General features: G+C 56.7%; 11 protein-coding genes, 2 tRNA genes, 3 rRNA genes and 1 riboswitch. Of the genes, 8 read left to right on the top strand and 8 right to left on the bottom strand.

Annotated features, from left to right (window positions below; all coding sequences use genetic code 11):
* Nucleotides 1-59: 59 nt before the first annotated feature.
* The 6 genes from SCU88_RS01530 (at nt 60) to SCU88_RS01505 (ending at nt 7,264) form a co-directional block, all read left to right on the top strand.
* Entirely contained in the window at nt 60-1,925 is a 1,866-nt protein-coding gene (locus tag SCU88_RS01530; protein WP_175341831.1) for a cation:proton antiporter, read from the top strand.
* Nucleotides 1,926-1,978: 53 nt separating this feature from the next.
* Nucleotides 1,979-2,169, top strand: a riboswitch (Lysine riboswitch).
* A 99-nt stretch (nt 2,170-2,268) separates the two neighbouring features.
* Nucleotides 2,269-3,627, top strand: a complete 1,359-nt coding sequence (gene lysC / locus SCU88_RS01525) for a lysine-sensitive aspartokinase 3 (protein WP_138095324.1) — start codon at nt 2,269-2,271, stop codon at nt 3,625-3,627.
* A gap of 180 nt (nt 3,628-3,807) precedes the next feature.
* Nucleotides 3,808-4,470 carry a response regulator gene (locus SCU88_RS01520; protein WP_138095323.1) on the top strand — a complete coding sequence of 221 codons (663 nt, stop codon included), beginning with the start codon at nt 3,808-3,810 and terminating at the stop codon, nt 4,468-4,470.
* Entirely contained in the window at nt 4,467-5,837 is a 1,371-nt protein-coding gene (qseC, locus tag SCU88_RS01515; RefSeq protein ID WP_138095322.1) for a quorum sensing histidine kinase QseC, read from the top strand. The genes SCU88_RS01520 and qseC overlap by 4 nt, the downstream gene beginning before the upstream one ends.
* A gap of 107 nt (nt 5,838-5,944) precedes the next feature.
* Nucleotides 5,945-6,871 (top strand): ketopantoate/pantoate/pantothenate transporter PanS, encoded by a 927-nt coding sequence (gene panS / locus SCU88_RS01510; RefSeq protein WP_138095321.1) that lies wholly within the window; start codon nt 5,945-5,947, stop codon nt 6,869-6,871.
* A gap of 120 nt (nt 6,872-6,991) precedes the next feature.
* Nucleotides 6,992-7,264 (top strand): DUF3811 domain-containing protein, encoded by a 273-nt coding sequence (locus SCU88_RS01505; protein ID WP_138095320.1) that lies wholly within the window; start codon nt 6,992-6,994, stop codon nt 7,262-7,264.
* Nucleotides 7,265-7,300: 36 nt separating this feature from the next.
* On the opposite strand, the gene SCU88_RS01500 is transcribed toward SCU88_RS01505, so the two are convergent.
* The 3 genes from SCU88_RS01500 to metA all read right to left on the bottom strand — a co-directional run bounded on the left by SCU88_RS01500 (nt 7,301) and on the right by metA (nt 13,766).
* A complete protein-coding gene (locus SCU88_RS01500) occupies nt 7,301-8,932 on the bottom strand; it encodes a Na/Pi cotransporter family protein (RefSeq protein ID WP_138095319.1) in 1,632 nt (543 codons plus the stop codon).
* Nucleotides 8,933-9,062: 130 nt separating this feature from the next.
* Nucleotides 9,063-12,746, bottom strand: coding sequence for a methionine synthase (gene metH / locus SCU88_RS01495; RefSeq protein ID WP_175341830.1), 3,684 nt, complete (start codon nt 12,744-12,746; stop codon nt 9,063-9,065).
* Between the two features lie 90 nt (nt 12,747-12,836).
* Entirely contained in the window at nt 12,837-13,766 is a 930-nt protein-coding gene (gene metA / locus SCU88_RS01490) for a homoserine O-acetyltransferase MetA (RefSeq protein ID WP_138095317.1), read from the bottom strand.
* A gap of 187 nt (nt 13,767-13,953) precedes the next feature.
* Between metA and SCU88_RS01485 the strand changes: the two genes are divergently transcribed.
* The gene (locus SCU88_RS01485; protein ID WP_138095316.1) at nt 13,954-14,517 is read left to right on the top strand and encodes a GNAT family N-acetyltransferase; all 564 of its coding nucleotides are present in this window, start codon (nt 13,954-13,956) and stop codon (nt 14,515-14,517) included.
* A 46-nt stretch (nt 14,518-14,563) separates the two neighbouring features.
* Here SCU88_RS01485 and rrf read toward each other — a convergent pair.
* From rrf to SCU88_RS01460, 5 genes are all read right to left on the bottom strand, one after another.
* A 5S ribosomal RNA gene (gene rrf / locus SCU88_RS01480) occupies nt 14,564-14,679 on the bottom strand.
* Between the two features lie 101 nt (nt 14,680-14,780).
* Nucleotides 14,781-17,684, bottom strand: a 23S ribosomal RNA gene (locus tag SCU88_RS01475).
* A gap of 150 nt (nt 17,685-17,834) precedes the next feature.
* Nucleotides 17,835-17,910 (bottom strand) — tRNA-Ala (locus SCU88_RS01470).
* Between the two features lie 112 nt (nt 17,911-18,022).
* Nucleotides 18,023-18,099 (bottom strand) — tRNA-Ile (locus tag SCU88_RS01465).
* A 73-nt stretch (nt 18,100-18,172) separates the two neighbouring features.
* Nucleotides 18,173-19,714 (bottom strand): 16S ribosomal RNA (locus tag SCU88_RS01460).
* The 16S, 23S and 5S rRNA genes sit together here with 2 tRNA genes alongside, the layout of an rRNA operon.
* A 571-nt stretch (nt 19,715-20,285) precedes the next feature.
* On the opposite strand from SCU88_RS01460, the gene purH reads away from it, so the two are divergent.
* The gene (gene purH, locus SCU88_RS01455) at nt 20,286-21,875 is read left to right on the top strand and encodes a bifunctional phosphoribosylaminoimidazolecarboxamide formyltransferase/IMP cyclohydrolase (RefSeq protein ID WP_175342302.1); all 1,590 of its coding nucleotides are present in this window, start codon (nt 20,286-20,288) and stop codon (nt 21,873-21,875) included.
* Nucleotides 21,876-21,877 lie beyond the last annotated feature (2 nt).

Here is a 21,877-nt window from a genome sequence, read left to right as displayed (position 1 = left end):
CGCGATTGCACAACAATCGACTATTTTTAAAAAAGTCCCTCCTGAGGAAGAGTCAATTTATGGAACTATCTGCCCCCCTTTTGCTGGTGGTTATCGCTATCGCCTCGCTGGCCGCCCAGTGGCTGGCCTGGCTGACAAGGTTGCCCGCAATACTGCCATTGCTGGTCATGGGGATACTGCTTGGCCCGGTTAGCCACGTACTACAGCCGGATCATCTGTTCGGCGATCTGCTGTTTCCGCTGGTTTCGCTATCGGTTGCCATCATCCTGTTTGAAGGCGCGCTCACCCTGCGCTTCGATGAAATCCGCGGTCTGGGGGGCGTGGTACGTAATCTGGTCAGCGTCGGCATGCTGGTGACCTTTTGCGTCGTGAGCCTGGCCTGCTGGTGGATTTTGAATCTGCCGCCGGAACTGGCGGCGCTGGTGGGCGCCGTTACGGTCGTGACCGGCCCCACCGTTATCGCACCGCTGATGCGGGTAGTGCGCCCGAATGCCGCCATCAACCAGGTGCTGCGCTGGGAAGGGATCGTGATCGACCCCGTGGGCGCCATCTTTACCCTGCTGGTGTTTGAATTTATTACCCTGCGACAGGCGGCGGGATCGCTGCTGCACCTGCCGGGTACGCTGGCATGGACGGTGGGCGTAGGCCTGGCCGCCGGGGCGCTGTTCGGCTGGCTGCTGGGCACCGCCCTGAAGCGCGTATGGATCCCGGGCTATCTGCAAAACTTCGGGGTGCTGGCGATTGTGCTGCTCACCTTCGGCGTCTCCAATGCGCTGGCGGATGAATCAGGGCTACTGGCGGTCACAGTGATGGGCATCTGGCTTGCCAATATGCGCGATCTGGATATCAGCGATATTCTGGCGTTTAAAGAAGAGCTCTCTGCCCTGCTGATCTCAGCGCTGTTTGTGATCCTCGCTTCGCGCCTTGACCTGCTGGCCATCAAAGAGATGGGTTGGCCGCTACTGGGGCTGTTGCTGGTGGTGCAGTTTATCGCCCGCCCGCTTTGTATTATGGCGTCAACGCTGGGTTCCACCCTACCCTGGCGAGACCGAATGCTGCTGTGCTGGATAGCGCCGCGCGGTATCGTTGCCGCTGCGGTGGGTTCGCTGTTCGCCCTGACCTTACAGCGTAACGGTTACCAGGGAGCCGATCGTCTGGTGACGGTGGTCTTCGCCATCATTATTGGCACCGTAGTGCTGCAAAGTCTGACCAGTGCCTGGCTGGCGCGACTGCTGCGGGTACAGCAGAGCAAACCGAAAGGCGTCATGATTATCGGCGCCAATGCCGTTGCCCGTATGCTGGCAAAGGCGCTCATCAAACAGGATATTCCCGTGCTGGTCACCGATAACAGCTGGGAATATTACCGTCAGGCCCGAATGGAAGGGTTATCGGCCTACTACGGCAATGCCTGGTCCGAACATGCGGAGAACTACCTTGATCTGAGCGGTACCGCTCAGGTACTGGCTCTGTCGCCCAACCGTCACCAGAATGCACTGGCGGTCTATCACTTCAGCCACCTGTTTGGCGATGAACGGGTGTGGGCCATTCGTTCCGGCTCGGCGCTGAAGGGGCGCAGCAGCAGTAGCGAAAGCGCACGTTTTCGCCGTAATGAGCGGCTGTTTAGCGAAGAGGTCACCTGGAGTCGCCTGAGCGGCCTGCTGTCAAAAGGTGCGGTAATCAAAGCAACCCGCCTTAATGCCAACTTCGGCTGGCTGGAGTATCTGGAAAAACATCGCGGCATTATCCCGCTTTTTGCCCTGCGTGAAGACGGAAGCCCGATGCCACTGAACGGCAAAAGTTCGCCGCCGCTGCCCTGCACGCTTATCGCACTGGTGGAACAACCCGGTAGCAAAAACGGCGCAGGCACGGGAAAAAGCGCATCGCTGTCGTCGAAAGCTGAAATATCTTCAAATTCCGGTCATTGACAGCTTCGGCATAACAGGTTAAATCTAAACCGCTACTTACGTGATGTTACGTAAGCGCCAGAAGAGGTGCGTCGTCCAGGTAATGTATCCGAGGAGCCGATCCGAGGAAGATACAGGAGGGGGTGCGACGCCGAGGGAGCCCACGTCCGGCAGCGCGGGTTTTCGACTACAGGGGCTGAATCCCCTGGGTTGTCACCCCGAAGCACCCACAGGTTGCTTCGCAAGGTGGAGGGCTTCTGGGTGAACCGTAGTTCTGACCATGCCACGTCTCTACGTCTGCCCCGTTTTCCGCTCCCCCTTGTACCAGGGTTTACCGATTTCGCTTCCCTGACACGAGGTATTTATGACTCAAGAAGTTCCCATTGTGGTCGCCAAGTTTGGCGGCACCAGCGTCGCCGATTTTGACGCCATGAACCGCAGCGTTGACGTGGTCCTTTCCGACAGCCAGGCAAGAGTTGTCGTGCTCTCCGCCTCTGCGGGCGTCACCAACCTGCTGGTAGCCCTGGCTGAAGGTCTGGAGGCGACCGAGCGCTTCGTTAAGCTCGACGCTATTCGCAAAATTCAGTTCGATATTCTGGAGCGCCTGCGCCAGCCGAATGTCATTCGCGAAGAGATCGACCGCCTGCTGGAAAATATTACCACTCTGGCCGAAGCCGCCTCCCTCGCCACATCGCCTGCGCTAACCGATGAACTGGTCAGCCACGGGGAACTGATGTCTACCCTGCTTTTCGTCGAAATCCTGCGTGAACGCGGCGTGGATGCCCAGTGGTTTGACGTGCGCAAAGTGATGCGCACCAGCGATCGCTTCGGTCGCGCCGAACCGGACGTGGCCGCGCTGGCCGAACTGGTGCAGCAACAACTGGCCCCGCGCCTGGCGGAATCGCTGATCGTCACCCAGGGCTTTATCGGCAGCGAATCAAAGGGGCGCACCACCACCCTGGGCCGCGGCGGCAGCGACTATACCGCCGCCCTGCTGGGCGAAGCGCTACAGGCCGATCGCGTCGATATCTGGACCGATGTGCCCGGTATCTATACCACTGATCCGCGCATTGTGCCGGCGGCAAAACGCATCGATAAAATCTCTTTTGAAGAGGCGGCGGAGATGGCAACCTTCGGTGCCAAAGTGCTCCACCCCTCCACCCTGCTTCCGGCTGTACGTCACGACATTCCGGTGTTTGTCGGCTCCAGCAAAGAGCCTAAAGCAGGCGGTACCCTGGTCTGCAATAAGACCGACGCGCCGCCGCTATTCCGGGCGCTGGCGCTGCGTCGCAGCCAGACGCTGCTGACGCTGCACAGCCTGAATATGCTGCACTCCCGCGGCTTTCTGGCAGAAGTGTTCAGTATTCTGGCGCGCCACAGCATCTCCGTGGATCTGATCACCACCTCCGAGGTCAGCGTGGCCCTGACGCTGGATACCACCGGCTCCACCTCGACCGGCGATACCCTGCTGACCTCCGCGCTGCTGACCGAGCTCTCTTCACTGTGTCGGGTCGAAGTGGAAGAAGATCAGGCGCTGATTGCGCTGATTGGCAACGAGCTCTGTCGCTCCGTTGGCGTCGGTAAAGAGGTGTTCGGCGCCCTGGAGCCGTTCAATATCCGGATGATTTGCTACGGCGCGTCCAGCCATAATCTCTGTTTCCTGGTACCGGGCAGCGAAGCCAACCGCGCCGTGGAAATGCTGCACAGTAACCTGTTCGAATAATCCCCCGCGGCCGGGCTCCTACCCGGCCGCATCTTAAGTGTCTCTTAAGACGGCTTCTTTTTAATCCTGTCCATGGTTTAAAACATTGGATCCGGAGGCCGGTAGCAGTTAACGTTATCAATATGTTACCGACAACGGCACCACATCGACGGTCGCAGCGGTGAAACATCGGGTCATGGAATGAGAATATTATTGCTGGAAGACGATCGCCTGATCGGCGATGGAATTAAAAACGGGCTGGAGCAGTGCGGCTTCTGCGTGGACTGGTTTTACGAAGGGGAACAGGGAAAGCGAGCGCTACTCCGGGCCCCCTTTGATGCGGTGGTGCTCGATCTCGGGCTTCCCGGTATCGATGGCATGGATATTCTGAGCTGGTGGCGCCGACAGCAACTGGATACGCCAGTGCTGATTCTGACCGCCCGCGATGCCCTGGAGCAGCGCCTGCAGGGGCTTAACGCTGGCGCCGACGACTATATGGGCAAACCTTTTGCGTTATCGGAACTGGTAGCACGTCTGCACGCGCTTATCCGCCGCAGCCACGCCCGCAGCACGCCGCTGCTCAGCCATCGCCATGTCACTTTCGATCCCCATACCCGCATCGCCACCTGCCACGGCGAACCTATCGTCCTGACCGTGCGGGAACAGGCGCTGCTGGAACTGCTGCTGCTAAATAAAAAGCGCGTGATGTCGCGCCAGTTACTGGAGGAAAAACTCTATAGCTGGGAGCACGACGTGGGCAGTAACGCCATTGAAGTGCATATCCACCATCTGCGCCGTAAGCTCGGCAATGATTTTATCCGCACCGAACGCGGGCTGGGTTACTACCTGGGGGCCGGGACATGAAAAATCTCAGCCTGAGCAGCCGCCTGCTGATCTATATTTTGCTGATTGCCACTCTGATCTGGGGTGCCGCCAGCATCGCAGCCAGAATTCAGACCCGCTCGGCTATCGATGAAGTCTTCGATACCCAGCAGTTACTGTTTGCCAAGAGACTGGCGTCGGCCAACCTGAGCGAACTGACCGTTGATGAAATTCAGGATCGCTCCCTGCCCAAAACCCGCAATCTGATTGGCGACGGCGATGCCGGCGAGCAGGACGACGACGCACTGGGGTTCGCCATCTTTAACGAGCGCGGTGAACTGCTGCTTAGCGACAACGATCATGGCAATGATTTCGGCTACAGCAAACGCAGCGGTTTTATCAACAAACGGCTGGAGGGCGACGACGACGAAAAGTGGCGCATTCTCTACATCACCACACCGGATGAACGCTACACCATTGCCGTCGGCCAGGAGCGCGACTACCGCGACGATCTGGTCAGCGATATCGTCACCGGCCAGCTCTGGCCCTGGCTGCTGGGGCTGCCGCTGATGATGGCGCTGACGGTGTGGATTGTACGCCGGGAACTGATGTCGCTGCGCCGGACAGCTCAGGCGCTCACCGGCCGTAGTCCCGACGATGCCACGCCGCTGGAAGAGACCAGCGTACCCAAAGAAGCGCGCCCGCTGGTCAGCGCCCTGAATGCGCTGTTTGTCCGGGTCAGCGGCATGCTGGAGCATGAACGACAGTTTACCGCCGATGCCGCCCACGAACTGCGTAGCCCGCTGACCGCACTGCGTATTCAGAGCGAGGTAGCGTTACTGGCACAAGAGGATCGCACCACCCGGGATCGGGCGCTGAATAACCTGATCGTCGGGATCGACAGGACTTCCCGACTGGTCGATCAGCTACTGGCGCTGTCCCGGCTGGACGCCACCGCTTCTCTGATGAGTGATACCACACACCTCGACTGGCGGGAGCTGGCTGACGAAGTGGTGGTTGAATCTCAACCGGTGGCGCAGCATAAGGAAATTACGCTTAACCTTATCGTAGAATCGCCACCGCAGCCCATAAAAGGCAACCGGCTGTTGCTGAAGATGCTGCTCGCCAATCTGGTCAACAATGCCCTGCGTTATACCCCGGAGCAGGGCACGGTGGAAATTACGCTGCGTCACAATGGGATAAGCGTGACGGATAACGGTCCCGGCGTGATGCCCAGCCATCTGTCGCGCCTGGGAGAGCGTTTCTTCCGCCCGCCCGGCTCGCAGGAAAACGGCAGCGGCCTGGGGCTATCCATAGTGAAACGCATCGCCCGCCTGCACGGGCTGGACGCCCGCTGGCGCAACCGCCCGGAAGGCGGCTTCCAGGTCAATCTGAACCCGACCGAATAAGGCATTTCCCGGAAGAGAAAAAAAATTATACTGAGGAGCCGGGCACGACCCGGCTTTTTTATAACCACAACGACACAACACAATGCAACTTTGCAAGGACACTCGCTATGCTCGCGACCATCACCCGGCTGTTCCCGCTCTGGGCACTGCTGCTCTCACTGCTGGCTTATGCCACGCCCGCCACCTTTACCCCCATCGGTCCCTGGGTCAGCACGCTGTTAATGCTGATTATGTTCGGTATGGGCGTACACCTGAAGCTGGACGATTTTAAGCGCGTACTGTCGCGCCCGGCACCGGTGGCGGCCGGTATTTTTCTGCACTATCTGCTGATGCCGCTGGCCGCCTGGCTGCTGGCGATGCTGTTCCGTATGCCGCCCGATCTGGCTGCAGGGATGGTGCTGGTCGGCAGCGTCGCCAGCGGAACGGCCTCTAACGTGATGATCTATTTGGCAAAGGGCGATGTGGCGCTGTCGGTCACTATCTCGGCCATCTCCACGCTGGTGGGCGTATTTGCCACCCCGCTGCTGACCCGACTGTATGTGGATGCCGATATTCAGGTGGATGTAATGGGCATGCTGCTCAGCATTCTGCAGATTGTGGTGATCCCCATCGCGCTGGGGCTGGTGGTGCATCATCTGTTCCCGGGTCTGGTCAAACGGCTGGAGCCGGTGCTGCCCGCATTCTCGATGCTCTGCATTCTGGCCATTATCAGCGCGGTGGTTGCAGGATCGGCGGGCAATATTGCGACCGTCGGGCCGGTAGTCATTCTGGCGGTGATCCTGCATAACGCTATCGGTCTGCTGGGAGGATACTGGGGCGGACGCCTGTTCGGCTTTGATGAGTCCACCTGCCGCACTCTGGCGATTGAGGTGGGCATGCAGAACTCCGGGCTGGCCGCCGCACTGGGCAAAATTTACTTCTCGCCGCTCGCCGCCCTGCCAGGTGCGCTGTTTTCGGTATGGCACAACCTTTCAGGTTCGCTGCTGGCAGGCTACTGGTCAGGGAAACCCACCGGGAAAAAGGCAAAGAAATAAAGGCAGCACTTTTTGCCCGGATAACCACCGGGCATTTTCCCCAGGGGCGCGATACTGACAGGCTATCTGTCAGCGTGGTATTACCGTACACTGAGGCTCCGGCTACCAGAGGGCAACACGATGGCACTCCCCCGTATTACGCAAAAAGAGATGACCGAGCGCGAACAGCGTGAGCTGAAAACGCTACTCGACCGCGCGCGCATCGCACACGGGCGTCGGCTAAGCAACGCGGAAACCAATAGCATCAAAAAAGAGTACATCGATAAACTGATGACTCAGCGCGAAGCAGAAGCTAAAAAAGCCCGCCAGTTGAAAAAAAAGCAGGCTTATAAGCCAGATTCGGAAGCCTCATTTTCCTGGTCGGCGAATACGCCGACCCGCGGCAGACGTTAACGCCCTTTCTTTTTACGCTCTGGTCGGGTGAAGCACTTAATACTCATCCCGCTCCTCGTCATCGTCCGGCTGTTCCAGCACGCTGTAGGCCACGGCGCAGAATAGTGAGTTCAGGCGCTTCATATCGCCCAGTAACCCCAGATGCAGCGAACTGGTTTCGATGCTCTGTACGTTCTGCTGATGCAGACGATCCACGTGCGCGTGGGCGTAGCGCCGGTTCATAATCCGGAAGCGATGTTTACTGCGCCGCAGACGCCGGGCGCTGGGCACATCTCCGGAAAAGAAGACCGACAGCGCCAGCCGCAGATTAGCCAGCAGGAGCTGGAGCAGGTTATCCAGCTCCTCCAGGCCTTCCGGCGAGAAAGCCCGGCGAGCCGCCAGCGACTTATGCGCCACTTCGCTGCCCATACGTTCGATAATATCGGCCGCCTGCTGCAGATTCAGAGAGGTTTCGATAATCTCCGCCCAGCGTCGGGAATCGCCCTCCGCCAGATCGTCCTTGGGCATACGCGCCAGGTAGAGCTTGATGGCGGTATGCAAAACATCCACATCATCCGCCAGCTTGCGCAGCTCTTTCTCTTCCCGCACCTCGCCGTGCATCACCTTATTCCAGCCTTCCAGCATCTGCTCCAGGGCATCGCCCATACGCAGGACTTCCCGGGCGGCATTCGCCAGACCCAGAGCCGGGGTATCCAGCACGCTGGGATCCAGATGCTTCGGTTTCATGCGGGCATCCAGCTCCGGCGCTTCGCCGATAATACGCCGACAGAAGCGCGCCATCGGTTCAGCGAAGGGCACCATCGCCAGGCAGCGGATCAGGTTGTAGAAGACATGAAAGTAGATCACCAGTTCCGATTCCGGGAGCGACAATTTCTGCATCCCGTCGGCCAGCAGGTGGACGAAGGGCAGCACCACCAGGCTGCCAATCAGTTTAAACAGCAGGCTGCCAAGAGCCACGCGCCGGGCGGCAGGGCTGGCCGTACCGTTATTAATCATCGCCAGCAGGCCGGACCCCAGGTTAGCGCCAATCACCAGGCACAATGCCACATCGAAAGCGATAACGCCGGTGGCGGTCAGGGTGGCGGTCAGCAGCACTGCCGCCAGGCTGGAGTAGCTGATAATGGCAAAAACCGCGCCAATCAGCGCATCAAGCATAATATCGCCGGTCAGAGAAGCGAAAATCACCTTCACGCCGGAGGCCTGAGTAATGGGGGTTACGGCCTGAACAATCAGTTCCAGAGCCAGCAGAATCAGCCCCAGACCGATACCGACGCGGCCCAGTTGCCCGGCCCGGGTCTGCTTACGGCTGAGGAAGAAGATCACGCCGATAAAAATCAGCAGCGGCGACAGCCAGGAGAGATCGAAAGTCAGGATACGCGCCATCAGCGCAGTACCCACATCGGCACCCAGCACAATCACCAGCGCCGGCGTCAGCGCCACCAGATCCTGGGCGACGAACGAGGTCACCAGCATGGTGGTGGCGTTACTGCTCTGCACCAGCGCGGTCACGCCAATGCCCGCACAGAAGGCGAGCGGCTTCTTCTCTACGCTGTTGCTTAGCACGCTGCGTAATCGCGCGCCAAAAACGCGCATCACGCCGGTACGCACGATATGCGTTCCCCACACCAGCAGGGCAACGGCTGAAAGCAGGTGTAAAAGCGTTAACACAAGGTCTCCTTATCGTTTTTGTTTTCCCTGGGCTCCCTTACGGAAGGAAGGTGTAGAGTATAAAAGATAAAAGAGAGAGGGCGCCGTACGGCGCCCAACAGAATGTAAACAAAAATGGCTTTTTAGCGGCTTATTCCGGCTCATAACCCAGATTGGGCGCCAGCCAGCGTTCCACCTCCTGGACGCTCATACCCTTACGCATGGCGTAATCTTCTACCTGGTCGCGCTGAATCTGCGCCACGGCAAAGTACTTGCTTGCCGGATGGCTGAAGTACCAGCCCGCCACCGAGGCACCTGGCCACATGGCGAAGGATTCCGTCAGTTTCATACCGGTGTGCTTTTCAACATCCAACAACTGCCAGATAGCAGCTTTTTCGGTATGCTCCGGACAGGCCGGGTAGCCAGGCGCCGGGCGAATCCCCTGGTAATTTTCGCGGATCAGCTCTTCATTGCTCAGGTTTTCATTAGCGGCATAGCCCCAGTAAACTTTACGCACCCGCTCATGCAGATATTCCGCGAAGGCTTCCGCCAGGCGGTCGGCCACCGCTTTGACCATGATTTTGTTGTAATCATCGTGCTGCGCGTCGAAGGCTTCTGCCAGGGCATCCTCTTCCAGACCGCCGGTCACCGCGAAGGCACCGATGTAGTCCTCTTTACCACTCAGCTTCGGAGCCACAAAGTCCGCCAGGCAGTAGTTGGCGAAGCCGACCTTCTCGGTCTGCTGGCGTAGGTGATGACTAACCGCCAGTACGTGAGTGCGGCTTTCATCGCGATAGATTTCGATATCGTCCCCGACCCGGTTCGCCGGGAACAGGCCGACCACGCCACGAGGAGTCAGGGCTCCTTCAATGCTCAGGCGATCCAGCATGGCGTTGGCATCATTGAACAGACGCTGTGCCTCAACGCCGACGACCTCATCTTCCAGAATGCGCGGATACTTGCCCGCCAGCGACCAGGTCAGGAAGAATGGCGTCCAGTCGATGTAGTTGCGCAGGGTTTCAATGCCAGCGCTGACTTCCTGCACGCCCGGACGATGGGCAAGCGGCGGGGTGTAGCTTTCCCAGTCGAAAGCCAGATCGTTTTCCCGGGCCGCGTACAGCGTCACCGGCGGCGTACGCGGCTTCTTGCGGGCATGCTGGGCGCGTACCGTTTCGTACTCTTTGCGGGTGCGGGCCACGAAATCGTCATGCTGGCTTTCCGAAAGCAGCGAGGAGACCACGCCCACAGTGCGCGAAGCGTTCTGCACATACACCGTTGGGCCGCTGTAGTTCTGCTCGATCTTCACCGCCGTATGGGCTTTAGAGGTGGTGGCGCCGCCAATCAGCAGCGGCAGCGTGAAGCCCTGGCGCTCCATCTCTTTGGCAACGTGCACCATTTCGTCCAGCGACGGCGTGATCAGGCCGGAAAGGCCGATGATATCGGCGTTCTCTTCCCGGGCGGTCTTCAGAATTTTTTCGCAGGGCACCATGACACCGAGATCGATAATTTCATAGTTATTGCACTGGAGCACCACGCCCACGATGTTCTTACCAATGTCGTGTACGTCCCCTTTCACCGTCGCCAGCACGATCTTGCCGTTACTTTTCCCCTTCTCCTTACTGGCCTGGATATAGGGCTCCAGATAGGCCACCGCCTGCTTCATAACGCGCGCGGACTTCACCACCTGGGGCAGAAACATCTTGCCGTCGCCGAACAGATCGCCGACCACGTTCATGCCGTCCATCAGCGGTCCTTCAATAACCTCTATCGGCTTGCTCGCCCGCTGTCTGGCCTCTTCGGTATCCGGGATGATGAACTCGGTAATTCCCTTCACCAGCGCGTACTCAAGGCGTTTTTCCACTTCCCAACTACGCCATTCGGCTTGCTGAGCGGTATCTGCCTCATTGCTTTTAGTACCACGGTACTTTTCCGCCAGCTCCAGTAGCCGTTCGGTGCCGTCGTCACGGCGATTGAGGATCACATCCTCTACTGCATCGCGCAGCTCGGCGGGAAGATCGTCGTAGATCGCCAACTGACCGGCGTTGACGATCCCCATGCGCAGGCCGTTACGGATAGCGTAATAGAGGAAAACGGCGTGGATAGCTTCACGTACCGGATCGTTACCGCGGAACGAGAAAGAGACGTTAGAGACGCCACCGGAGATCAGCGCATGGGGCAGCTCACGGCGGATATCCTCACAGGCGCCGATAAAGTCGACCGCATAATTGTTGTGTTCATCGATACCGGTCGCGACCGCAAAAATATTGGGGTCGAAGATAATATCTTCCGGCGGGAAGCCGATTTGTTCGGTCAGAATCCGGTATGCGCGACGGCAGATCTCAATCTTGCGCGCCCGGGTGTCGGCCTGGCCCTCTTCGTCGAACGCCATCACCACCACCGCGGCACCGTAGCGTCGTACCAGCTTCGCATGCTGGATAAACGCCTCTTCCCCCTCTTTCATAGAGATAGAGTTCACGATGCCTTTGCCCTGGATGCACTTAAGCCCCTTTTCGATGACCTCCCATTTAGAGGAGTCGATCATAATAGGAACCCGGGCGATATCCGGCTCACCGGCGATCAAGTTGAGGAAACGCACCATCGCCGCTTCAGCGTCGAGCATCCCCTCATCCATGTTGATATCGATAATCTGGGCGCCATTTTCCACCTGCTGACGCGCCACATCCAGCGCTTCGTTATACTGCTCTTCTTTTATCAGCCGCTTAAAGCGCGCCGAACCGGTGACGTTGGTGCGCTCACCCACGTTAACGAACAGGCTGTCATCGGTAATATTAAGCGGTTCAAGACCGGAAAGGCGGCAGGCGACCGGTAGCTGGGGTAGCTGTCGCGGCGCAACGCCGTCCACCGCCTGACGCATGGCCGCGATGTGCTCCGGCGTGGTGCCACAGCAGCCGCCGACAATATTCAGGAAACCAGCCTCCGCCCATTCGCGGATCTGTTCGGCCATGATCTGAGCATCCAGATCGTATTCACCAAAGGCATTGGGCAGCCCGGCGTTGGGGTGGGCGCTGACGTAGCATTCCGCCACCCGTGAGAGTTCGGCCACGTACTGGCGTAACTCGTCCGGCCCCAGTGCGCAGTTAAGTCCAAACGACAGCGCGCCTGCATGACGCAGGGAGTTATAAAAGGCTTCGGTAGTCTGGCCGGAAAGCGTGCGCCCGGAGGCATCGGTAATGGTGCCGGAGATCATCAGCGGCAGTTCAACGCCGAGCGCTTCGAATTCAGTTTTTACCGCAAAAATGGCGGCTTTGGCGTTCAGAGTATCGAAAACTGTTTCGATCAGGATGAGATCCACGCCCCCTTCGACCAGCGCCCGGGTCGACTCCCGATAGGCATCCACCAGTTGATCGAAGGTGATATTACGAAAGGCGGGATCGTTGACGTCCGGGGAGATAGACGCCGTACGGTTAGTTGGCCCCAATACCCCCGCCACGTAGCGCGGACGATCCGGGGTGCGGGCCGTCCACTCATCGGCGCAGGCGCGCGCCAGCTTTGCCGCCGCCAGGTTAATTTCCGTCGACAGCGATTCCATCTGATAGTCCGCCATCGCGATGGAAGTAGAGTTAAAGGTATTGGTTTCGAGAATATCGGCGCCGGCTTCCAGGTAATCATTGTGGATAGCCGTAATCACATCCGGCCGGGTAATGGCCAGCAGATCGTTGTTACCTTTCAGGTCGCAGGACCAGTCGGCGAAGCGTTCGCCGCGGAAATCCTCTTCCTGCAGGCGATAACCCTGGATCATGGTGCCCATGCCCCCATCCAGCACCAGAATGCGTTCGGCTAACTGCCGGTGTAGCTGCTCAGATTGATGACTCACTCTTGTTCCTCTTCCCGACCGGGAGCGTTGTTGTGCCATGCCCGTCTTTAACGCGGGTTTCACTTCATCCTAACATAACTCCGGGAGAGGCTACTCCAGGGTCGGATTCATATGCCGTAAATCGTACGGCGTTATCTGGTAAACGTAGTAGTTAAGCCAGTTGGAGAACAACAGGTTGCCGTGGCTACGCCAGGTGGCCCGCGGCGTGCGAGTGGGGTCGTCGTTCGGGAAGTAGTTCTCAGGCACCAGAGGGTTAAGACCTGCTTCGCGATCGCGGAAGAATTCGCTCGCCAGGGTCCCGGCATCATATTCCGGATGGCCGGTGACAAAGGCGATACGCTTATCCCGGCTGGCAAACAGGTAGGCGCCGGTAGCATCGGACTCCGCCAGTAGCTCGAGATCGGTATGTTCACGAATGATTGCCGACGGGAAGGCGGCATAACGGGAGTGAGGCGCCAGAAAGCTGTCGTCAAAGCCCCGGGTCAGCAGGGCATGAGGATGCAAGATTTGATGTTCGTATACGCCGGAAAGTTTTGTTGCGAGGGTCTGCTTGGGAATGCCATAGAGGATATTGAGCGCGGCCTGTACCGCCCAACAGACACACAGCGTTGAGGTCACATGATCCTTCGCCCACTCCAGCACCCTGGTAATCTGCGGCCAGTATGCGACATCATCAAACTCAACCAGCCCCAGCGGCGCCCCGGTCACAATCAGGCCGTCGAAGTTCTGATCCTGAATATCCTCAAAGTTACAGTAGAAGTTATTCAGATGCTCTGCCGGGGTATTGCGCGACTCGCGGCTGTCGATACGCAACAGTTGAATATCCAGCTGAAGCGAGGAGTTGGAAAGCAGACGCAGAAACTGGTTTTCCGTCTCTATTTTCTTCGGCATCAGGTTAAGGATCAGGACCTTTAGCGGACGGATCTCCTGTACGCTGGCGCGGGAGCTCGTCATCACAAAAACGTTCTCCTGACGCAGGAAATTTACGGCTGGTAACTCATCAGGCACCCTGATCGGCATAACACATCACCCTCACTACATACGTTTAAACGTTTAGACATCCAGATGCCTGAAGATAACCTGCTCTGTCGTGAATGTCGAGCCTGCAAGTGAAAGGTGAAAATGTTTCAGGATATCCGCTCTCTGGTTTGAGCGGATAGCTTCCATTACATTGAGGCATGTGACTCCCCACTAACAAGGCATCGACATGCATTCAATTCAACCAGTTCACATCGAAACCGACAGGCTGATCTTACGCCCTCATCACATTACCGATTTCGAGGCATGGTATGCCATGTTTACGGATAAAGCGTTGTTCGAGTTTATTAGCGCCCCTACGCTTTCGCCCGAAGACGGCTGGAACCGGCTGCTGCGCTATATCGGACACTGGTCCGTGTTTGGCTATGGCCTGTTTGCTATTTTTCGTAAATCAGACGGTCAGTTTTTAGGGGAAACGGGGCTGGCAGATTTCCATCGTGGCCTGGGCGATGATTTCGATGGCGTTCCCGAAGCCGCATGGATTATTTCACGGGCAGCACAGGGGCAGGGAGTTGCCCGTGAAGCGGCGGCGGCGGCACATCACTGGCTCGACAAGACATTATCGCCATCTCGCACTGTATGTCTTATTGACCCCCAGAATCAGCCATCAATCAGAATAGCTCAGGGTCTTGGCTATGCGATTTTGGGCGAATGTGAATATCGGGGAACCTCTTGCTTTAAGCTACGTCGTGATTTCACCCGCGGGGACAGCAAGATTTTTACTGTACCATGAACGCAAAAAACCCCGGTCAATGACCGGGGTTCTTCACTGGTTTGATGCCTGGCAGTTCCCTACTCTCGCATGGGGAGACCCCACACTACCATCGGCGCTACGGCGTTTCACTTCTGAGTTCGGCATGGGGTCAGGTGGGACCACCGCGCTGTCGCCGCCAGGCAAATTCTGTTCCACTTACCGCCACACATGGCCATAAGCGTTTATCCGTCACAAGCTGAATATCGTTCGTTCTCTCATCACCAAAACATCTTTGGCGTTGTAAGGTTAAGCCTCTCGGGTCATTAGTACCGGTTAGCTCAACGCATCGCTGCGCTTACACACCCGGCCTATCAACGTCGTCGTCTTCAACGTCCCTTCAGGAGACTCAGGGTCTCAGGGAAGACTCATCTCGGGGCAAGTTTCGTGCTTAGATGCTTTCAGCACTTATCTTTTCCGCACTTAGCTACCGGGCAATGCAATTGGCATCACAACCCGAACACCAGTGGTGCGTCCACTCCGGTCCTCTCGTACTAGGAGCAGCCCCCCTCAGTCTTCCAGCGCCCACGGCAGATAGGGACCGAACTGTCTCACGACGTTCTAAACCCAGCTCGCGTACCACTTTAAATGGCGAACAGCCATACCCTTGGGACCTACTTCAGCCCCAGGATGTGATGAGCCGACATCGAGGTGCCAAACACCGCCGTCGATATGAACTCTTGGGCGGTATCAGCCTGTTATCCCCGGAGTACCTTTTATCCGTTGAGCGATGGCCCTTCCATTCAGAACCACCGGATCACTATGACCTGCTTTCGCACCTGCTCGCGCCGTCACGCTCGCAGTCAAGCTGGCTTATGCCATTGCACTAACCTCCTGATGTCCGACCAGGATTAGCCAACCTTCGTGCTCCTCCGTTACTCTTTGGGAGGAGACCGCCCCAGTCAAACTACCCACCAGACACTGTCCCCACGCCAGATAATGGCGCCAGGTTAGAACATCAAACATTAAAGGGTGGTATTTCAAGGTTGGCTCCACGTGTACTGGCGTCCACGCTTCAAAGCCTCCCACCTATCCTACACATCAAGGCTCAATGTTCAGTGTCAAGCTATAGTAAAGGTTCACGGGGTCTTTCCGTCTTGCCGCGGGTACACTGCATCTTCACAGCGAGTTCAATTTCACTGAGTCCCGGGTGGAGACAGCCTGGCCATCATTACGCCATTCGTGCAGGTCGGAACTTACCCGACAAGGAATTTCGCTACCTTAGGACCGTTATAGTTACGGCCGCCGTTTACCGGGGCTTCGATCAGGAGCTTCTGGTTACCCATAACCCCATCAATTAACCTTCCGGCACCGGGCAGGCGTCACACCCTATACGTCCACTTTCGTGTTTGCAGAGTGCTGTGTTTTTAATAAACAGTTGCAGCCAGCTGGTATCTTCGACTGACTTCAGCTCCACCCGCAGGGGCTTCACCTACATGTCAGCGTGCCTTCTCCCGAAGTTACGGCACCATTTTGCCTAGTTCCTTCACCCGGGTTCTCTCAAGCGCCTTGGTATTCTCTACCTGACCACCTGTGTCGGTTTCGGGTACGATTCGTTGTTACCTGAAGCTTAGAGGCTTTTCCTGGAAGCAGGGCATTTGTCACTTCAGCACCGTAGTGCCTCGTCATCACGCCTCAGCCTTAACTCTCCGGATTTGCCTGGAAAGTCAGCCTACACGCTTAAACCGGGACGACCGTCGCCCGGATGACATAGCCTTCTCCGTTCCCCCATCGCAGTAACACCGAGTACGGGAATATTAACCCGTTTCCCATCGACTACGCCTTTCGGCCTCGCCTTAGGGGTCGACTCACCCTGCCCCGATTAACGTTGGACAGGAACCCTTGGTCTTCCGGCGAGCGGGCTTTTCACCCGCTTTATCGTTACTCATGTCAGCATTCGCACTTCTGATACCTCCAGCATGCCTCACAGCACACCTTCGCAGGCTTACAGAACGCTCCCCTACCCAACAACACACAGTGTCGCTGCCGCAGCTTCGGTGCATGGTTTAGCCCCGTTACATCTTCCGCGCAGGCCGACTCGACCAGTGAGCTATTACGCTTTCTTTAAATGATGGCTGCTTCTAAGCCAACATCCTGGCTGTCTGGGCCTTCCCACATCGTTTCCCACTTAACCATGACTTTGGGACCTTAGCTGGCGGTCTGGGTTGTTTCCCTCTTCACGACGGACGTTAGCACCCGCCGTGTGTCTCCCGTGATAACATTCTCCGGTATTCGTAGTTTGCATCGGGTTGGTAAGCCGGGATGGCCCCCTAGCCGAAACAGTGCTCTACCCCCGGAGATGAATTCACGAGGCGCTACCTAAATAGCTTTCGGGGAGAACCAGCTATCTCCCGGTTTGATTGGCCTTTCACCCCCAGCCACAGGTCATCCGCTAATTTTTCAACATTAGTCGGTTCGGTCCTCCAGTTAGTGTTACCCAACCTTCAACCTGCCCATGGCTAGATCACCGGGTTTCGGGTCTATACCCTGCAACTTAACGCCCGGTTAAGACTCGGTTTCCCTTCGGCTCCCCTATTCGGTTAACCTTGCTACAGAATATAAGTCGCTGACCCATTATACAAAAGGTACGCAGTCACACCCCAAAGGGTGCTCCCACTGCTTGTACGTACACGGTTTCAGGTTCTGTTTCACTCCCCTCGCCGGGGTTCTTTTCGCCTTTCCCTCACGGTACTGGTTCACTATCGGTCAGTCAGGAGTATTTAGCCTTGGAGGATGGTCCCCCCATATTCAGACAGGATAACACGTGTCCCGCCCTACTCATCGAGCTCACAGCATGTGCATTTTCGTGTACGGGGCTGTCACCCTGTATCGCCGGACTTTCCAGACCGTTCCACTAACACACACGCTGATTCAGACTCTGGGCTCTTCCCCGTTCGCTCGCCGCTACTCAGGGAATCTCGGTTGATTTCTTTTCCTCGGGGTACTTAGATGTTTCAGTTCTCCCGGTTCGCCTCATTAACCTATGGATTCAGTTAATGATAGTGTGACGAATCACACTGGGTTTCCCCATTCGGACATCGTCGGTTATAACGCCTCATATCAGCTTACCGACGCTTTTCGCAGATTAGCACGTCCTTCATCGCCTCTGACTGCCAGGGCATCCACCGTGTACGCTTATTCGCTTAACCTCACAACCCGAAGATGTCTTCGCGTTGTAAGCTTGAGAGACCCATTAAACGGTTGTCCCGTTTATGGATTATCAATTTTCAGCTTGTTCCGGATTGTTAAAGAGCAGATACTTCACAATGCACGATTAAGTACATTCTGAAGTAGTGTTATGGTGGAGCTATGCGGGATCGAACCGCAGACCTCCTGCGTGCAAAGCAGGCGCTCTCCCAGCTGAGCTATAGCCCCAAAGTCGTTAGATAACCTCGTTCACCGTTAATTTTTCCTGAGACAAGGCGTGGAATGGCGAAGCATACAATCAGTATGCGAGTCATTTCACAACGCGGCATCAGGGAAAATTTGGTAGGCCTGAGTGGACTTGAACCACCGACCTCACCCTTATCAGGGGTGCGCTCTAACCACCTGAGCTACAAGCCTGTAGAGGTTTTCACTGCTTCTTTGTTTTTCATCAGACAATCTGTGTGGACACTGCGAATACTGTATCCAAAGGTAAGGAGGTGATCCAACCGCAGGTTCCCCTACGGTTACCTTGTTACGACTTCACCCCAGTCATGAATCACAAAGTGGTAAGCGCCCTCCCGAAGGTTAAGCTACCTACTTCTTTTGCAACCCACTCCCATGGTGTGACGGGCGGTGTGTACAAGGCCCGGGAACGTATTCACCGTGACATTCTGATTCACGATTACTAGCGATTCCGACTTCATGGAGTCGAGTTGCAGACTCCAATCCGGACTACGACGCACTTTATGAGGTCCGCTTGCTCTCGCGAGGTCGCTTCTCTTTGTATGCGCCATTGTAGCACGTGTGTAGCCCTGGTCGTAAGGGCCATGATGACTTGACGTCATCCCCACCTTCCTCCGGTTTATCACCGGCAGTCTCCTTTGAGTTCCCGACCGAATCGCTGGCAACAAAGGATAAGGGTTGCGCTCGTTGCGGGACTTAACCCAACATTTCACAACACGAGCTGACGACAGCCATGCAGCACCTGTCTCACAGTTCCCGAAGGCACAAATCCATCTCTGGATTCTTCTGTGGATGTCAAGACCAGGTAAGGTTCTTCGCGTTGCATCGAATTAAACCACATGCTCCACCGCTTGTGCGGGCCCCCGTCAATTCATTTGAGTTTTAACCTTGCGGCCGTACTCCCCAGGCGGTCGACTTAACGCGTTAGCTCCGGAAGCCACGAGTCAAGCTCACAGCCTCCAAGTCGACATCGTTTACGGCGTGGACTACCAGGGTATCTAATCCTGTTTGCTCCCCACGCTTTCGCACCTGAGCGTCAGTCTTCGTCCAGGAGGCCGCCTTCGCCACCGGTATTCCTCCAGATCTCTACGCATTTCACCGCTACACCTGGAATTCTACCTCCCTCTACGAGACTCCAGCTGGCCAGTTTCAAATGCAGTTCCCGGGTTGAGCCCGGGGATTTCACATCTGACTTAACCAACCGCCTGCGTGCGCTTTACGCCCAGTAATTCCGATTAACGCTTGCACCCTCCGTATTACCGCGGCTGCTGGCACGGAGTTAGCCGGTGCTTCTTCTGTCAGTAACGTCAATGTATGAACGTATTAAGCTCACACCCTTCCTCCTGACTGAAAGTACTTTACAACCCGAAGGCCTTCTTCATACACGCGGCATGGCTGCATCAGGCTTGCGCCCATTGTGCAATATTCCCCACTGCTGCCTCCCGTAGGAGTCTGGACCGTGTCTCAGTTCCAGTGTGGCTGGTCATCCTCTCAGACCAGCTAGGGATCGTCGCCCAGGTAGGCCATTACCCTACCTGCTAGCTAATCCCATCTGGGTTCATCTGATGGCGTGAGGCCCGAAGGTCCCCCACTTTGCTCTTTCGAGATTATGCGGTATTAGCCACCGTTTCCAGTGGTTATCCCCCTCCATCAGGCAGATCCCCAGACATTACTCACCCGTCCGCCGCTCGTCAGCAGAGAAGCAAGCTTCTCCCTGTTACCGCCCGACTTGCATGTGTTAGGCCTGCCGCCAGCGTTCAATCTGAGCCATGATCAAACTCTTCAATTAAAGTTTGATGCTCAAAGAATTAAACTTCGTAATGAATTACGTGTTCACTCTTGAGACTTGATATTCATTTAGCGTCTTTCGACGTTCAGGATATCAGTGCTTTCGAGTGCCCACACAGATTGTCTGATAAATTGTTAAAGAGCAGTTGCGACAAGGCGTTAAGCTCACTGTCGCGAGGTGGCGTATATTACGCTTTCCTCTTTCAGAGTCAACCCCGATTTTCAGGATTTTCTCTCTTCGAATCACCACGCTGCGTTGCCGCTGCGCCGTGTCGATGGAGGCGCATTATAGGGGTTTGGCTGCGGGCCGCAACCGAAAAATTGACTTAAATTTACTGACTGCTGCATTCCCCAGCAAAACCCCCTGTTATACCCACTTACACACAGAATTATCCACAGGAAGGCTGGGTCGGGAAATTTTTCGAGCGCCACGCAAACGTTTTCGCTACAATGCTTCCCGCGATATAGAAGGGATGCCCTTATGGGGCGTTAGCTGAGCTTTTCCCTCTCTGGTAAGGAATAGTTCAGCTAACGCTCTTCTGCAATGAACCAAATCCAGGGGATTTATCACCATGCAACAACGTCGTCCTGTACGCCGCGCTTTGCTCAGCGTTTCTGATAAAGCCGGCATCGTCGAATTCGCTAAGGCACTCTCCACTCGCAATGTAGAGCTGCTCTCCACCGGCGGCACTGCGCGCCTGCTGGCTGAAGCTGGCCTGCCGGTAACCGAGGTATCCGACTACACCGGCTTCCCGGAGATGATGGACGGACGCGTGAAAACCCTGCACCCGAAAGTGCACGGCGGCATTCTGGGTCGTCGCGGCCAGGACGATGACGTTATGGCACAGCACGCCATCTCTCCCATTGATATGGTCGTGGTCAACCTCTACCCCTTTGCCCAGACCGTCGCACGCGAAGGCTGCACGCTGGAAGACGCCGTCGAGAATATCGATATTGGCGGCCCGACCATGGTGCGCTCTGCGGCCAAAAACCATAAAGATGTGGCCATCGTGGTGAAGAGCAGCGACTATGACGCCATTATTAAAGAGATGGACGCCGGCGACGGTTCTCTGACCCAGGCAACCCGTTTCGATCTCGCCATCAAGGCCTTCGAGCACACCGCCGCTTACGACAGCATGATCGCCAACTACTTTGGTAGCCTCGTTCCGGCCTATCATGGCGATAGCGAACAGCCTTCCGGTCGTTTCCCGCGTACCCTGAACCTGAACTTTATTAAGAAGCAGGATATGCGTTACGGCGAGAACAGCCACCAGCAGGCAGCCTTCTATATAGAAGAAAACGTTCAGGAAGCTTCGGTCGCCACCGCGACCCAACTACAGGGCAAGGCGCTGTCTTACAATAATATTGCCGATACCGATGCCGCACTGGAGTGCGTCAAAGAGTTCGCCGAACCGGCCTGCGTGATCGTTAAACACGCTAACCCCTGCGGCGTTGCGGTCAGCGATTCCATCCTGGGCGCCTATGAGCGCGCATACCAGACCGACCCTACCTCCGCCTTCGGCGGCATTATCGCGTTTAACCGCGAGCTGGATGCTGAAACGGCCCAGGCCATTGTGTCACGCCAGTTCGTTGAGGTGATTATCGCCCCTTCCGTTAGTGAAGAAGCGCTGAAGATCACCGCGACCAAACAGAACGTCCGGGTGCTGACCTGCGGACAGTGGCAGGCCCGGGTTCCGGGACTGGACTTTAAGCGCGTGAACGGTGGGCTTCTGGTCCAGGACCGCGATCTCGGCATGGTGAGCAACGACGAACTGCGCGTGGTCACTAAGCGCCAACCCAGCGAGCAGGAACTGCGCGATGCGCTGTTCTGCTGGAAGGTCGCCAAGTTCGTGAAGTCCAATGCCATCGTCTACGCCAAAGAGAATATGACCATCGGCATCGGCGCCGGGCAGATGAGCCGCGTTTATTCCGCAAAGATCGCGGGCATTAAAGCCGGTGATGAAGGTCTGGAAGTGAAGGGCTCAGCCATGGCTTCCGACGCCTTCTTCCCATTCCGGGACGGTATCGATGCCGCTGCCGCAGTGGGTGTTACCTGTGTTATCCAGCCCGGTGGCTCTATTCGCGATGAAGAGGTCATTGCCGCCGCCGATGAACACGGCATCGCCATGATTTTCACCGGCATGCGCCACTTCCGCCACTAACA

It is taken from the genome of Jejuibacter sp. L23 (assembly GCF_050815825.1).
Classification (GTDB): Bacteria; Pseudomonadota; Gammaproteobacteria; order Enterobacterales; family Enterobacteriaceae; genus Jejubacter; species Jejubacter calystegiae.
This window is presented reverse-complemented; position numbering and strand designations above follow the sequence as displayed.

Excerpts from the sequence above, each read along its gene's own strand:
- SCU88_RS01530 (WP_175341831.1), top strand. The coding sequence starts at position 60 with ATGGAACTATCTGCCCCCCTTTTGCTGGTGGTTATCGCTATCGCCTCG.
- lysC (WP_138095324.1), top strand. The coding sequence starts at position 2,269 with ATGACTCAAGAAGTTCCCATTGTGGTCGCCAAGTTTGGCGGCACCAGC.
- SCU88_RS01520 (WP_138095323.1), top strand. The coding sequence starts at position 3,808 with ATGAGAATATTATTGCTGGAAGACGATCGCCTGATCGGCGATGGAATT.
- qseC (WP_138095322.1), top strand. The coding sequence starts at position 4,467 with ATGAAAAATCTCAGCCTGAGCAGCCGCCTGCTGATCTATATTTTGCTG.
- panS (WP_138095321.1), top strand. The coding sequence starts at position 5,945 with ATGCTCGCGACCATCACCCGGCTGTTCCCGCTCTGGGCACTGCTGCTC.
- SCU88_RS01505 (WP_138095320.1), top strand. The coding sequence starts at position 6,992 with ATGGCACTCCCCCGTATTACGCAAAAAGAGATGACCGAGCGCGAACAG.
- metA (WP_138095317.1), bottom strand. The coding sequence starts at position 13,766 with ATGCCGATCAGGGTGCCTGATGAGTTACCAGCCGTAAATTTCCTGCGT.
- SCU88_RS01485 (WP_138095316.1), top strand. The coding sequence starts at position 13,954 with ATGCATTCAATTCAACCAGTTCACATCGAAACCGACAGGCTGATCTTA.
- purH (WP_175342302.1), top strand. The coding sequence starts at position 20,286 with ATGCAACAACGTCGTCCTGTACGCCGCGCTTTGCTCAGCGTTTCTGAT.